The organism is Knoellia tibetensis (genome assembly GCF_048606415.1).
Classification (GTDB): Bacteria; Actinomycetota; Actinomycetes; order Actinomycetales; family Dermatophilaceae; genus Knoellia; species Knoellia tibetensis.
On record NZ_JBMBWF010000001.1, the window covers coordinates 2,484,752 to 2,497,404 of the forward strand.

The following is a 12,653-nucleotide window of genomic DNA, read 5'->3' on the forward strand; positions in this document are numbered from 1 at the left end:
GTGCAGCGGTGATCGTCGGCACCGGGATCGACGTCGTCGACATCCCGCGCTTCGCCGAGACGCTCGAGCGCACGCCCGGGCTGCGGACCCGCCTCTTCACGGAGGCGGAGCGCGGCCTGCCGATGCGCTCGCTCGCCGCCCGCTTCGCCGCCAAGGAGGCGCTCGCCAAGGCTCTCGGCGCACCCGTCGGCCTTGCGTGGACCGACGTCACGGTCCAGCGCGGCGAGGACGGTCGACCGCACATCGTCATGCAGGGCACCGTGCAGGCACGCGCCGACGAGCTCGGCGTGCGCCACATGCACGTGTCGCTGTCGCACGACGCCGGGATCGCCTCGGCCGTCGTCATCGCAGAGAGCTGAGCCACCGTGATCGAGGCGTGGAGTCCCCAGGACGTGTATGCCGCCGAAGCAGCCCTCGAGGAGGAGCTCGCCTCGGGTGAGCTCATGGCGCGAGCGGTCGAAGGGCTCGTCGAGGTCGTCGCGGCGCGCGTCTCGCAGCTCGACGCCGAGACCGTCATCGCCCTCGTCGGCCCCGGCAACAACGGGGCGGACGCCCTGTATGCCGTGGCGCACCTCGCCGAGGCCGGTGTCGCCTGCGCGGCTGCGCTCGACCCGGGCAAGGTCCACGAGGAGGCGCTGGAGGCCGCGCGCGAGGCCGGCGTCGTCCTCGTCTCCGGCGCCGAGGCGCTCGAGGACATCGCCGAGGCCGACATCGTCGTCGACGGCATCCTCGGGCTCGGCGGCCGTCCCGGACTGCCCCGCGAGGCGGGGGACTGGGTCCGTGCCATCTCCGACGACGCCCACGTCATCGCCGTCGACCTTCCGTCGGGGCAGGCCGCCGACGGCAGCGCGTTCGACGCCGACGGGGTGCTCGCCGACGAGACCGTGACCTTCTCGGTCGCCAAGCCGGTCCACCTCCTGCCGCCCACCGAGCAGGCCTGCGGCACCCTCACCGTCGTCGACATCGGGCTCACCTTCGCCTCCGAGCCTGCCATCGTGCGCCTCGGCCACGACGACGTCGCCGACCTCTGGCCGGTGCCCGGGCCCGACGACGACAAGTACTCGCGAGGTGTCCTCGGCGTCATCGCGGGCGGTGAGGACTACTCAGGTGCCGCGGTCCTTGCCGTCACGGCGGCGGTCGAGGCAGGGGCGGGGATGGTGCGCTACGTCGGCACGCCGACGCCCGAAGGGCTGGTCCGTGCCGCCGTGCCCGAGGCCGTCCACGGCGAAGGCCGGGTGCAGGCGTGGGTCGTCGGACCCGGGCTCGACGTCCGGGCCAGCCGTCGGGAGGCGATCGCGCAGCTCGCTGTCGCCCGCCGCGCCCTGGCCGGTGAGGAACCCGTCCTCGTCGACGCCGGCGGTCTCGACCTCGTCGACGACGAGGTCATCGAGGCCCGGCGTGGCCGGCCGACCCTGCTCACCCCGCATGCGGGGGAGCTGGCCCGGCTGCTCACACGTCTCGAGGCCGGCCCGCGATCGCGTTCGCGCAGCGAGGTCGAGCGCGGTTCCGTCGAGGCCGAGCCGGCACGCCACGCGCGTGCCCTCGCCGAGCGCACCGGCATGACCGTTCTCCTCAAGGGCTCGACGACCCTCGTCGTCCCCGCCGACCCGGACGCCCGGGTGCGCTCGCAGGCCGACGCGCCGCCGTGGCTCGGCACCGCCGGCGCGGGTGACGTCCTCTCCGGGCTCGTCGGCACGCTCCTCGCCGCCGGGCTCGACCCCGCCGACGCGGGCGCACTCGGCGCCCTCGTCCACGGCGTCGCCGCCGACCGGGTGGGAGCGGGAGGTCCGGTCCGGGCACTTGCAGTGGCACACGGCATACCGGGCGCCGTGGCGCACCTCCTCGCGCGCCGCTGACGCCACGCGCACCCACCCCTGCGTCTGCGGATGCGGCGGCTAGAGCGACCACTTCCGCAGACGCAGGGTTCGAGGCCTCTCCACCCCGCCTCTTGCGTCTGCGGATGCGGCGGCTGGAGCGACCACTTCCGCAGACGCTGGCGGTGCCCACCTAGACTGGGACGTCCCATGACTTCGTCAGCCGCCCCCGTCCCGACCGTGCCGCCCGAGGGCGTGACGGCGTGGGTGACCGTCGACCTCGACGCGATCCGCGACAACGTGCGCGAGCTCGCCCGTCGGGCCGCAGGAGCCGACGTCATGGCGGTGGTCAAGGCCGACGCCTACGGCCACGGGCTCGTGCACAGCGCTCGCGCTGCCGTCGCCGGTGGTGCCACGTGGCTCGGCGTCGCACAGCTCGCTGAGGCGCTCCAGCTTCGCGCCGCCGGGGTGACGACGCGGGCGCTCACCTGGCTCTATGCCCCCGGGGCCGACTTCGGCGCGGCCATCGACGCCGACCTCGACGTCTCGGTCTCGGCCCCATGGGCGCTCGACGCCGTCGCGGCCGCCGCCCTGGACCGGGGCCGCACAGCCCGCATCCACGTCAAGGTCGACACCGGCCTGGGGCGCAACGGCGCGCTCGGACAGGGCTGGACCGACCTCGTGGCAGCGCTCGGGCCGGTCGTCGCCGAGGGTGCCGTCGAGGTCGTCGGCGTCTGGTCTCACTTCGCCCTCGCCGACGCGCCCCGCCACCCGACCGTGCTCGCCCAGCGCGAGCGGTTCGTGGAGGCCGCCGAGGAGCTCGAGCGGGCCGGCATACGGCCGCAGCTGCGCCACCTCGCGAACTCCGCCGCGACGCTCACGAACCCCGACGCGCACTTCGACCTCGTGCGTCCGGGGCTCGCCGTCTACGGCCTGTCGCCGGTGCCCGACCTCGGTGCGCCGGAGGACTTCGGCCTGCGCGAGGCGATGCGGGTCACCGCGCGGCTCGCGCTCGTCAAGCACGCGCCCGCCGGTCAGGGTGTCTCCTACGGCCACGCCTACACGACGACCGAGGACACCGTGCTCGGGCTCGTGCCGGTCGGCTACGCCGACGGGATCCCGCGCCACGCCGGGTCGCTCGGCCCGGTGCAGGTCGACGGACGCCGCCTCACCGTCGCCGGCCGGGTGTGCATGGACCAGTTCGTGCTCGACCTCGGACCTACGTATGCCGGTGCCGCCGGTGACGAGGTCGTCCTCCTCGGTCGTGGGGCCGACGGCGAGCCGACGGCACAGGACTGGGCTGCCGCGATCGGCACCATCAACTACGAGATCGTCACGAGGATGAGCACCCGGCTGCCCCGGGTGCTCGTTGGGGAAGGAGCCTGATGGCGGGCGTCGGCAAGGCGATCGGTCTCGGTGCGGCGGCTGCGGCTGCTGCCGGGGCGGCTGCGGCAGGGGTTGCGGCCGACCGCGCGGCCGCCGAGCGTCGCCGGCTCAACGAGCTCGACCCCGCCGACGGCTTCGCCCATGTCGCCGACGAGGAGCTCAAGGTCATCGCGACCGACGGCCTCAACCTCCACGTCGAGATCGACACGCCCCGAGACCTCGACCCGGACCTGCCGACCATCGTCATGTCGCACGGGTTCTGCCTCAGCCTGCGCAGCTGGGTGCTCCAGCGCCGCGCGTTCGTCCAGGCCGGTTACCGCGTCGTGCTCTGGGACCAGCGCAGCCACGGCGAGTCCGAGGTCTCCGACCTCGCGGGCTGCACCATCGACCAGCTCGCCCTCGACCTGCGCGCGGTCATCGACGCCACCTGCCCGGAGGGGCCCATCGCCCTCGTCGGGCACTCCATGGGGGGCATGACGACGATGGCCTTCGCGCGCCACAGCCCCGAGCTCGTCCGCGACCGCGTCATGGCGGTGGCGTTCATCGCGACGGCAGCCGGCGGCGAGGGCCTCACCGACCTCGGCATGGGCCCGCTCGTCGGTCGCGCCATCGGCCAGGTCGGTCCCCGGCTGCTCTCGCGGCTCGCGCCCCACCAGCGCTGGCTCGCGCCGGTGCGCCGGTTCGGCCGCAACGTCGAGAGCTCCTTCGTCGACCGCTTCTCCTACGACTCGCCGGTGAGCGAGGGCCTCGTGCGCTTCACCGCCGACCTCATCCTCGCGACCCGGTTCGAGGTCATGGCCGCGTTCATCCCGGCGATCCAGGGCCACGACGAGCTCAACACCCTCACCACGCTCGTCGACAAGGACGTCCTCGTCGTCAACGGCGAGGGCGACCTCCTCACCCCGCCGGCGCACAGCGAGAAGATCGTCGAGCGCCTCCCCGGCTCCGAGCACGTCATCGTCCGCGACGCCGGGCACCTCATCATGCTCGAGCACCCCGAGATCGTCACCGGCCAGATCCTCACGCTGCTGCACCGCGCGGAGGTCGCCGCGGCCGCCGCTGTCGCCGTCGCCGAGAAGCCGCGCGTGCGCCGGACGATCGTCGACATCGCCAAGGGCCGGCGGGTCCGCAAGGCGCGTGAGGGCCGAGACGGGCGTGAGGACCGGGCCGGCCGTGAGGGCCACGCGACCGGCCGCCCGCGCACGAAGGCGTCGTCGTGACGCCCCGGGTCCTCGCGACCGCCGACGACACCCGCGAGTTCGGCCGCAGCCTTGCAGAGTCCCTGCGCGCCGGCGACCTCGTCATCCTCACGGGCGGTCTCGGCGCCGGCAAGACGACCCTCACCCAGGGCCTCGCCGAGGGCCTCGGGGTGCGCGGACCGATCACCTCGCCGACATTCGTCATCGCCCGCGTCCACCCGTCGCTCGTCGACGGCCCGCCGCTCGTCCACGTCGACGCCTACCGGCTCGGCGGGTTCGCCGAGCTCGACGACCTCGACCTCGACGCCGACCTCGAGCAGAGCGTGACGATCGTCGAGTGGGGTCACGGTCTCGCCGAGGACCTCTCCGACGACCGGCTCGAGGTCGTTCTCGAGGCCGACCCCGAGACCGAGCGCCGCACGGTCGCCGTCACGGGTCACGGCAACCGCTGGAAGGATGGTATCCCGTGCTGATCCTCGCCATCGACACCTCGACGTCCGCGATCACCGTCGCGATCCACGACGACGACCGCGTCCGCGCCCAGGCCTCGCACCTCGACCCACGCGCCCACACCGAGTGGGTCGCACCCCTCGTCGAGACGTGCCTCACCGAAGCGTCGGCCACGCCGTCGGACCTCACCGGCATCGTCGTCGGCAACGGCCCGGGACCGTTCACCGGACTGCGGGTCGGCATCGTCACCGGGCTCACCATGGGCCACGCCCTCGGCATCCCCGTCCACGGCATCTGCAGCCTCGACGTCCTCGCCGAGCAGTCGGCGCTGCTCGTCGACGGTGACCTCCTCGTCGCCTCCGACGCCCGGCGCAAGGAGGTCTACTGGGCCCGGTATGCCGTCCGGTCCGGTGCCGTCGAGACCCTCACCGCCCCGGCGGTGGACCGTCCCGCAGACCTGCCCGACGACGTCCGCGCCCTGCCGACCGCGGGTCGCGGACCTGGACTCTTCCCCCAGCTCTTCGCCAACGCGCTGCCCGTCCTCGACGTCGACGCCGCAGTCCTCGCCCGCCTCGCCGTCGAGCGGCTTCGTGACGGGGTGGACATGCCGGTCGAGCCGCTCTACCTCCGCCGGCCCGACGCGTTGACGACCGCCGAGCGGGCGAGCCGGTGACGGCCGTGTCGACGACCGCCGGGACGACGGGAGCGACCGGAGCCACGGTGCGTCCGCTCGCCTGGACCGACATCCCCGACCTCGTCCGGCTCGAGGGCGAGGCCTTCCCCGACGACGCGTGGTCCGAGGCCTCCTGGTGGGGCGAGCTGGCCGGGAGGCCGCGCCGCGACTACCTCGCGGTGGAGCGCGACGGCGAGATCACGGCATACGGGGGCATCGACCACGGCGGACAGGTCGCGGACCTCATGACGATCGCCGTCGCACCCGGCCACCGGGGCAGCGGTGTCGGGGGAGAGCTCCTCACCGATCTCGAGGAGCGCGCGGCTGCCGGCGGCGCGGAGGCCCTCATGCTCGAGGTGCGGGCCGACAACGGGTCCGCACGTGCGCTCTACGACCGTCGCGGCTATGCCGTGCTCACCGTGCGCCGCGGCTACTACCAGCCCGGCAACGTCGACGCCCTCGTCATGCGAAAGATGTTGGGGGAGAGGGGAGCTCAGGCATGAGCGCAGAGCAGCCGCTCGTCCTCGGGATCGAGACGTCCTGCGACGAGACCGGTGTCGGCATCGTGCGGGGCGAGACCCTGCTCGTCGACGCGGTCGCGAGCAGCGTCGACGACCACGCCCGCTTCGGCGGTGTCGTGCCCGAGGTGGCGAGCCGTGCGCACCTCGAGGAGATGGTGCCGACGATCGAGCGGGCCTGCCGCGAGGCGGGGGTCACGCTGCGCGAGCTCGACGCCATCTCGGTGACGTCGGGCCCGGGTCTGGCCGGCTCCCTCATGGTCGGTGTTGCGTCGGCGAAGGCCTTGGCGCTCTCGCTCGGCGTGCCGCTCTACGGCGTCAACCACCTCGCCTCACACGTGGCCGTCGACATCGTCGAGCACGGCCCGCTGCCGGAGCCCACGATGGCGCTGCTCGTCTCCGGGGGACACTCGTCGCTGCTGCTCGTGCCCGACGTCACGAGCGACATCCGCAGCCTCGGCTCGACGATCGACGACGCCGCGGGCGAGGCCTTCGACAAGGTGGCCCGCGTGCTCGGGCTGCCCTTCCCGGGCGGCCCGCACATCGACCGCGCTGCCCGCGACGGCGAGATCAGCATCGACTTCCCACGCGGCCTCACGACCGGTCGCGACATGGAGCGGCACCGCTTCGACTTCTCTTTCTCTGGCCTCAAGACCGCGGTCTCGCGGTGGGTGCAGGCCAAGGAGGCAGCAGGGGAGAGCGTGCCGGTGGCCGACGTCGCCGCGTCGTTCCAGGAGGCCGTCGTCGACGTCCTCACCCGCAAGGCCGTCCTCGCGTGCAAGGAGCAGGGCGCCCAGCACCTCCAGATCGGTGGCGGCGTGGCGGCGAACTCGCGGCTGCGGGCGATGGCGCTGTCCCGGTGCGAGGACGCCGGCATCGAGCTGCGCGTGCCGCGACCCGGCCTGTGCACCGACAACGGCGCGATGGTCGCCGCTCTCGGTGCACAGATGGTGCTCAAGGGCCGGGATGCCTCCGGCCTCGACCTGCCGGCCGACTCGTCGATGCCGGTCACCCAGATCTCGGCCTGAGCGAGTCCCGCGTGGCAGTCGGGTGCCTGCTCAGCGCGAGACGCCCACGGGCTCCCGGACCGGGCTGGTGGCCGACGCCGCGCTGCGAGGCCAGGTCACGGCATACCGAACGATGAGCGCGAGGACAACGAGCTCGAGGACGACGCCGAGGCCGTAGAACCAGAGGTAGTGGCCGCCGGCGATGTTGAAGACCGTGGCCGGGACGTAGACGGCGGCGACGACGAGGTTCGTGATGCGGTTCGCCCTCGCGGGCAGCGTCATCGACAGCACGACCATGAAGATCGGGATCGACACGAGGGTCAGGGCCGACGCCGAGAAGGTCTGTGACAGCTCGAACTCGAAGACCTTGTTGTCGAGGATGTCGGTGATGGTGCCGGGGGTGTAGAAGCCGAGGATGTCGACGTAGGCGTAGAGGAACATGAAGCTCGTCCACGCCGCGGCGAGCTTGGCCTTCACCGGCATCGGACGGTCGTCGAGGGTGACGGGTCGTGGTGTGCTCATCGTGGGGCTCCTTGGGTCGGGGAGGAACTGGTGCGTCCACGGTGGCCGGGCCGGGGTGGTGGGCGCCTCAGCCCGAAGGCCGGGGTTCGACGGCCGAAGGGACGGCTGGCGTCTCGTTCTTTCGGTGGAGACGCCGTGGCGGAGCGGTCCCTAGGCTGAGCCCGTGGTCACCGTCCGGCGCTCCGTCTGGCCCGAGCGCTCCCTCTGGCAGGAGCCTCGGCCCGCCGGCGCCGCGCCCGTCGGGCGGCTCGACCGGGTGCTCGTCGGCGTGTTCGCCGTGGCCGCCCTGGTCGAGGGCGTCGCCCGGCCGAACCTGGCCTGGCGCCCCGTGGTGACGGTGCTCGCGTTGGCGCTGGTGCCCACTCTGCTCTGGCGGCGGAGCCGTCCGCTCACAGCCGTGCTGATCGGGTGGGGCGTCGTCGGGCTGCTCTCCGTCGCCCAGCTCGTCACGGGCGTCCGCGACGTCGGGCTCTTCTCGATGATGGCCGTCCTGTTCCTGCTCTTCTCCCTCGTGCGCTGGGGCTCGGGCCGCGAGATCGTCCTGGGGGCGGCGTTCGTGACGGTCGTCGTCGCGCTGGGGATGCTTGTCGGTGCTGCCGGCCGGGCCGACGTCTTCGGCGGCACCGTCCTGCTGCTGCTCGTCGTCGCCCTCGCGGCGGTGTTCCGCTACCGCGCGGACCTCGTTCGACGGCAACTGTCCGAGATCCGCAACGAGGAGCGGGTGGCGCTCGCGCGCGAGCTCCACGACACCGTGGCCCACCACGTCTCGGCGATCGCGGTGCAGGCGCAGGCCGGTCGGGTGGTCGCCGGCACACAGCCGGAGAAGGCCGTCGAGGTGCTGGCCGCGATCGAGTCCGAGGCGTCGCGGACGCTGGCGGAGATGCGGTCCATGGTGCGGGTGCTGCGTGAGGAGGACGCCGTCGACTACGCACCGCAGCCGGGCGTCGCGGACCTTCCGGCCTTGGCGCGGGCCGACGCGATGCCCACCGTCGAGGTCTCCCTGGACGGGTCACTGTCCCAGTTGGCACGTCCCGTGGACGCCGCTCTGTATCGGCTCGCTCAGGAGTCGGTCACCAATGCCGTACGCCACGCCCGGAGCGCGACCCGCGTGGGAATCGACGTATGCCGTGAGGGCGACGCCGTGCGTCTCCGTGTCACCGACGACGGGGAGACCGAGCCCCGGCTCGCCACTCCTGAGCCCGGTTTCGGGCTGCTGGGCATGGCCGAGCGCGCCCAGCTCCTGGGCGGGTCGCTCACCGCGGGGCCGGGGCCGGACGGCGGCTGGGTCGTGGAGGCCGTGCTGCCGGTGGAGGCGGAGGCATGACCATCCGGGTCGTCGTGGCCGACGACCAGGACCTCGTGCGGACGGGGCTGGTGATGATCCTCGGCGCTCAGCCCGGCATCGAGGTGGTCGGGGAGGCGACGGACGGGCTGGCGGCTGTGGAGGTGGCGCAGCGGTTGCGTCCCGACGTCCTCCTCGTCGACATCCGGATGCCCGGGCTCGACGGCGTCGAGGTGACGCGGCGGCTGGCTGGCCCGGACGCGACGGACCCGATGGCCGTCGTCGTCATCACGACCTTCGACCTCGATGAGTACGTGCTCGGCGCCCTGCGAGCCGGCGCCCGCGGGTTCCTGCTCAAGGACGCCGGACCGGAGCTGCTCGTGCAGGCCATCCACGCTGCCGCGAGCGGGGACGCGCTCATCGCCCCCAACGTCACGCGCCGGCTGCTGGCGACGTTCGCCGACCAGTCGCCGACCAGGCCGGTCCAGCCCGTCGAGCCGATCACCGAGCGAGAGGAGGAGGTGCTCGCGCTCGTGGCGAGAGGCCGGACCAACGCAGAGATCGCCTCCGAGCTCTACGTCGGGCTGACCACGGTCAAGACCCACGTCGCGTCGCTGATGACCAAGCTCGGCGCCCGCAACCGCGTCGAGATCGCGATGTGGGCGCACGACACCCGCCGCGTCAAGGCCGACCAGTAGCAAGCGGCGGCAGGACGGGTGACGCTGACAGCTCCGTGCGAGGCGGGTGCTCACGGCTGTCGCGTGGGTTGCGAGCAGGTCTCCAGCAGGGTCTCAGGTGCGGCGTAGTTGAGGGGACCCAGGACGACGACGACGGCGGTGTCCGCGATTGAGCTGCAGTTCCCGTCCTCGAAGTCGCCGCGCTGGAACGCCGCCACAGCTCCCACGAGGAGCCACAGGACGACCAGCGTCGACAGCACAGCCTTCATCCGCTCTGCTCCTCCGTGTTGCTCGTCGACCTCATCGTCTCTGAGACGCCGAGGCGATGGCCCCGGTTCCACCGGACCGCGTTCGACCCCTAGCCATCTGTGGTGCGGCAGCGGGCCGGTCGGCGTTTTGGGCTTCCCGGCTGCGATGATCGGCCGATGGCCCCGGACAGCGAGCCCGAAGACCCGGCGGCGGTCCGTCGCCGCGAGGCCCGGGAGAACGCGGAGTACCACGCAGCGGCAGCAGCACGGGCGGCGCAGGCCGAGGCGCGCAGGACGGCGTCGATGGTGTCGGCGTTCGCCGAGGAGATGAGGTCGGCGGGCGTCGAACCCACCCGGCTACGGGCGCGCCCCTACAGCGGCAGCGGGAGCCTGCGCACCGACGTCGTCGGTTGGTATGTCCGACGGGACCGGAGCGCCGCCGTCGGCACGGACGGCCACTGGTACGTCCTCGTCGTGGCGCCCAGCCTCCGCGCACGGTTGACCGGCGTCCACCTCGAGCCCACCGACGCCCCGCTCCAAGTTGGTGCCGGCGGCCGCGACGGTGACTCCATCGCCCTCGACGTCCTGCTCCAGCTGCGCCTGGACGCCGGCGACGACTTCCCCTCCTGACAGCCGAGCTCCTGAAGGCTTTGCGTCACTGCCGAGGGCGGCGACTGGCGACCTCAACGCGGCATGTCCGGGCATTCGAGCGCGGGCCCGCCGACTGCGGCCCTATGCGAGGCGACTACCGAGGAGGGCGATGAACTCGTCGGCCATGGCCAGTTGGCGCTCGAGCTTTGCGCGACGTTCCGTTGCCTCGTCAAGGATGCTCACGAGTCGCGACCGCGCCGGGGCACCGGTCGACCCGGTTGGGCCTTCGTCCTGGAGAGCCTCGATGTCTCGCATGGCGGCGCTCATCTGCTCCAAGGTGAACCCAAGCGGCTTCATCCGGCGGATCACCATGATCTTCTCGACGTCGGCCTCGGTATAGAGGCGGAAACCGCCGTCGGTTCTCCCTGATGGGCGCAGCAAGCCGACCTCGCCCCAGTGGCGCAGGCTGCGAATGGAGAGGTCGGTGCGCGCGGCGACCTCGCCGATCTGCATCGCCCGGGTTGCTTCCGCTGCTGAGGCCTGTTGTTCGCCGCTCATGAGCGATCTCTCCGTCCCAGATGGATTTCAACTCTCACGCAACGTAAGAGTATGGTGTTTCTCAGACTTCGCTGGCGACGACGCCGGCCGCGCCCCGTGGGCGCACCCACCCTCTCAGCCCGGACGACACCAGCATGCCCATTGGACTCTTGCTGCCGTCCTTCCCGAACGGAGCCACCTGCTTGAGTACCACCCTGTCATCCGCACCCCCGGCCGTCCCCCAGCCCTCGGTACGGAGCGCCCTGCGTTCACCGAAGATGCTGCGCACCGAGGTCCTCGCGGGGCTCCTTGTTGCGCTCGCGCTGATTCCAGAGGCGATCTCGTTTTCGATCATCGCGGGCGTCGACCCCCGCGTCGGCCTCTTCGCGTCGTTCACCATGGCCGTCTCGATCGCCTTCCTCGGTGGGCGCCCCGCCATGATCTCGGCCGCGACCGGAGCCATCGCCCTCGTCATTGCACCCGTGGTTCGCGAGCACGGAATGGACTACTTCATCGCCACGGTCCTGCTTGGTGGGCTGCTGCAGATCGTGCTGGGACTGGTAGGAGTCGCCCGGCTCATGCGCTTCATCCCGCGATCGGTGATGGTCGGCTTCGTCAACGCGCTCGCCATTCTCATCTTCCTGGCGCAGATCCCGCACATGGTCGACGTGCCTACCCTCGTCTACCCCATGATCGCCGTCGGCATCGCCATCATGGTGGCCCTGCCCCGCGTTACCAAAGTCGTCCCGGCGCCCTTGGTCGCCATCGTTGCGCTCACGGCGTTCACCCTCCTGGCCGCACTGACCTTGCCCAACGTCGGCGATGAGGGCGAACTCCCGGACAGCCTCCCGTCCCTGTTCATCCCCAATGTCCCGTTCACCATGGAGACGCTGCGCATCATCGCCCCGTACGCCCTCGCGATGGCACTGGTCGGGCTCTTGGAGTCCCTGCTCACCGCCAAGTTGGTCGATGACATCACTGACACCCACTCCGACAAGACCCGCGAAGCCTGGGGACAGGGTGCCGCCAACGTCATCACCGGCTTCTTCGGCGGCATGGGCGGCTGCGCCATGATCGGCCAGACCATGATCAACGTGAAGGCCTCTGGCGCCCGCACCCGCATCTCCACGTTCCTGGCCGGAGTCTTCCTGCTTATCCTCGTCGTCGGCTTCGGCGACATCGTCGCGCTCATCCCGATGGCGGCCCTCGTCGCGGTCATGATCATGGTCTCGGTTGGCACGTTCGACTGGCACAGCATCCGACCCGCCACCCTCCGTCGCATGCCCAAGTCCGAGACCATCGTCATGGTCTCCACCGTCGTCGTCGTCGTTGCGACCCACAACCTGGCCATCGGTGTCGGCTTCGGCGTGCTCGTCGCCATGGTCCTGTTCGCGCGCAGGGTCGCCCACATGACCGCGACCAACCGCGAGCTCATCGAGAACCCGGACGGAACCGTCACAGCCCGCTACACCGTGACCGGGGAACTGTTCTTCGCCTCGAGCAATGACCTGTACACACAGTTTGAGTACGCCGACGACCCCCAGAGTGTCGTTATCGACCTGTCCCGTTCACACATTTGGGATGCATCGACTGTCGCCTCGCTCGACGCGATCACCACCAAATACGCCCGCAAGGGAAAGGCGGTCGAGATCGTAGGCCTCAACGAGTCCAGCGCCCTCCGACACGATCGCCTCACCGGAACACTCCCGTCTCACTGACACCCGGCACGGCATCCGCTCATCGGCTACT

At 71.7% G+C, this 12,653-nt stretch carries 15 protein-coding genes; 12 read left to right on the forward strand and 3 right to left on the reverse strand.

The genetic code is table 11. From position 1 onward, the window contains the following. The first annotated feature begins 8 nt into the window (after nt 1-8). The 8 genes from ACOJV7_RS11645 (at nt 9) to tsaD (ending at nt 7,068) form a co-directional block, all read left to right on the forward strand. Nucleotides 9-359 (forward strand): holo-ACP synthase, encoded by a 351-nt coding sequence (locus ACOJV7_RS11645; RefSeq protein ID WP_420190311.1) that lies wholly within the window; start codon nt 9-11, stop codon nt 357-359. 6 nt (nt 360-365) lie between these two features. Beyond that, nucleotides 366-1,856 carry a bifunctional ADP-dependent NAD(P)H-hydrate dehydratase/NAD(P)H-hydrate epimerase gene (locus ACOJV7_RS11650; protein ID WP_420190312.1) on the forward strand — a complete coding sequence of 497 codons (1,491 nt, stop codon included), beginning with the start codon at nt 366-368 and terminating at the stop codon, nt 1,854-1,856. Between the two features lie 168 nt (nt 1,857-2,024). Then, entirely contained in the window at nt 2,025-3,200 is a 1,176-nt protein-coding gene (gene alr, locus ACOJV7_RS11655; protein ID WP_420190313.1) for an alanine racemase, read from the forward strand. Continuing rightward, nucleotides 3,200-4,420, forward strand: a complete 1,221-nt coding sequence (locus tag ACOJV7_RS11660) for an alpha/beta fold hydrolase (RefSeq protein ID WP_420190314.1) — start codon at nt 3,200-3,202, stop codon at nt 4,418-4,420. The genes alr and ACOJV7_RS11660 overlap by 1 nt, the downstream gene beginning before the upstream one ends. After that, nucleotides 4,417-4,872 (forward strand): tRNA (adenosine(37)-N6)-threonylcarbamoyltransferase complex ATPase subunit type 1 TsaE, encoded by a 456-nt coding sequence (gene tsaE / locus ACOJV7_RS11665; RefSeq protein ID WP_420190316.1) that lies wholly within the window; start codon nt 4,417-4,419, stop codon nt 4,870-4,872. Before ACOJV7_RS11660 ends, tsaE begins: the two co-directional genes overlap by 4 nt. Next, the gene (gene tsaB, locus ACOJV7_RS11670) at nt 4,866-5,522 is read left to right on the forward strand and encodes a tRNA (adenosine(37)-N6)-threonylcarbamoyltransferase complex dimerization subunit type 1 TsaB (protein WP_420190317.1); all 657 of its coding nucleotides are present in this window, start codon (nt 4,866-4,868) and stop codon (nt 5,520-5,522) included. Before tsaE ends, tsaB begins: the two co-directional genes overlap by 7 nt. Nucleotides 5,523-5,527: 5 nt before the next feature. Further along, nucleotides 5,528-6,025: a ribosomal protein S18-alanine N-acetyltransferase gene (gene rimI, locus ACOJV7_RS11675; RefSeq protein ID WP_420190318.1), complete on the forward strand. Its 498-nt coding sequence runs from the start codon at nt 5,528-5,530 to the stop codon at nt 6,023-6,025. Then, entirely contained in the window at nt 6,022-7,068 is a 1,047-nt protein-coding gene (gene tsaD / locus ACOJV7_RS11680; protein ID WP_420190319.1) for a tRNA (adenosine(37)-N6)-threonylcarbamoyltransferase complex transferase subunit TsaD, read from the forward strand. Before rimI ends, tsaD begins: the two co-directional genes overlap by 4 nt. 30 nt (nt 7,069-7,098) lie before the next feature. Here the strand turns inward: tsaD and ACOJV7_RS11685 are convergent, their stop codons facing one another. Beyond that, nucleotides 7,099-7,569 carry a DUF6326 family protein gene (locus ACOJV7_RS11685; protein ID WP_420190320.1) on the reverse strand — a complete coding sequence of 157 codons (471 nt, stop codon included), beginning with the start codon at nt 7,567-7,569 and terminating at the stop codon, nt 7,099-7,101. A gap of 163 nt (nt 7,570-7,732) precedes the next feature. On the opposite strand from ACOJV7_RS11685, the gene ACOJV7_RS11690 reads away from it, so the two are divergent. Then, entirely contained in the window at nt 7,733-8,893 is a 1,161-nt protein-coding gene (locus ACOJV7_RS11690) for a sensor histidine kinase (protein WP_420190321.1), read from the forward strand. Beyond that, complete coding sequence (locus ACOJV7_RS11695; RefSeq protein ID WP_420190322.1) at nt 8,890-9,549, forward strand: response regulator; 660 nt, start codon at nt 8,890-8,892, stop codon at nt 9,547-9,549. The genes ACOJV7_RS11690 and ACOJV7_RS11695 overlap by 4 nt, the downstream gene beginning before the upstream one ends. A gap of 50 nt (nt 9,550-9,599) precedes the next feature. Here the strand turns inward: ACOJV7_RS11695 and ACOJV7_RS11700 are convergent, their stop codons facing one another. Then, nucleotides 9,600-9,797, reverse strand: a complete 198-nt coding sequence (locus tag ACOJV7_RS11700) for a hypothetical protein (protein ID WP_420190323.1) — start codon at nt 9,795-9,797, stop codon at nt 9,600-9,602. Nucleotides 9,798-9,953: 156 nt separating this feature from the next. Between ACOJV7_RS11700 and ACOJV7_RS11705 the strand changes: the two genes are divergently transcribed. Further along, nucleotides 9,954-10,406, forward strand: coding sequence for a hypothetical protein (locus ACOJV7_RS11705; protein ID WP_420190324.1), 453 nt, complete (start codon nt 9,954-9,956; stop codon nt 10,404-10,406). A gap of 102 nt (nt 10,407-10,508) precedes the next feature. Here ACOJV7_RS11705 and ACOJV7_RS11710 read toward each other — a convergent pair whose 3' ends face one another. Next, the gene (locus ACOJV7_RS11710; protein ID WP_420190325.1) at nt 10,509-10,925 is read right to left on the reverse strand and encodes a MerR family transcriptional regulator; all 417 of its coding nucleotides are present in this window, start codon (nt 10,923-10,925) and stop codon (nt 10,509-10,511) included. A gap of 134 nt (nt 10,926-11,059) precedes the next feature. On the opposite strand from ACOJV7_RS11710, the gene ACOJV7_RS11715 reads away from it, so the two are divergent. Next, nucleotides 11,060-12,622, forward strand: coding sequence for a SulP family inorganic anion transporter (locus ACOJV7_RS11715; RefSeq protein ID WP_420190326.1), 1,563 nt, complete (start codon nt 11,060-11,062; stop codon nt 12,620-12,622). Nucleotides 12,623-12,653: the final 31 nt, after the last annotated feature.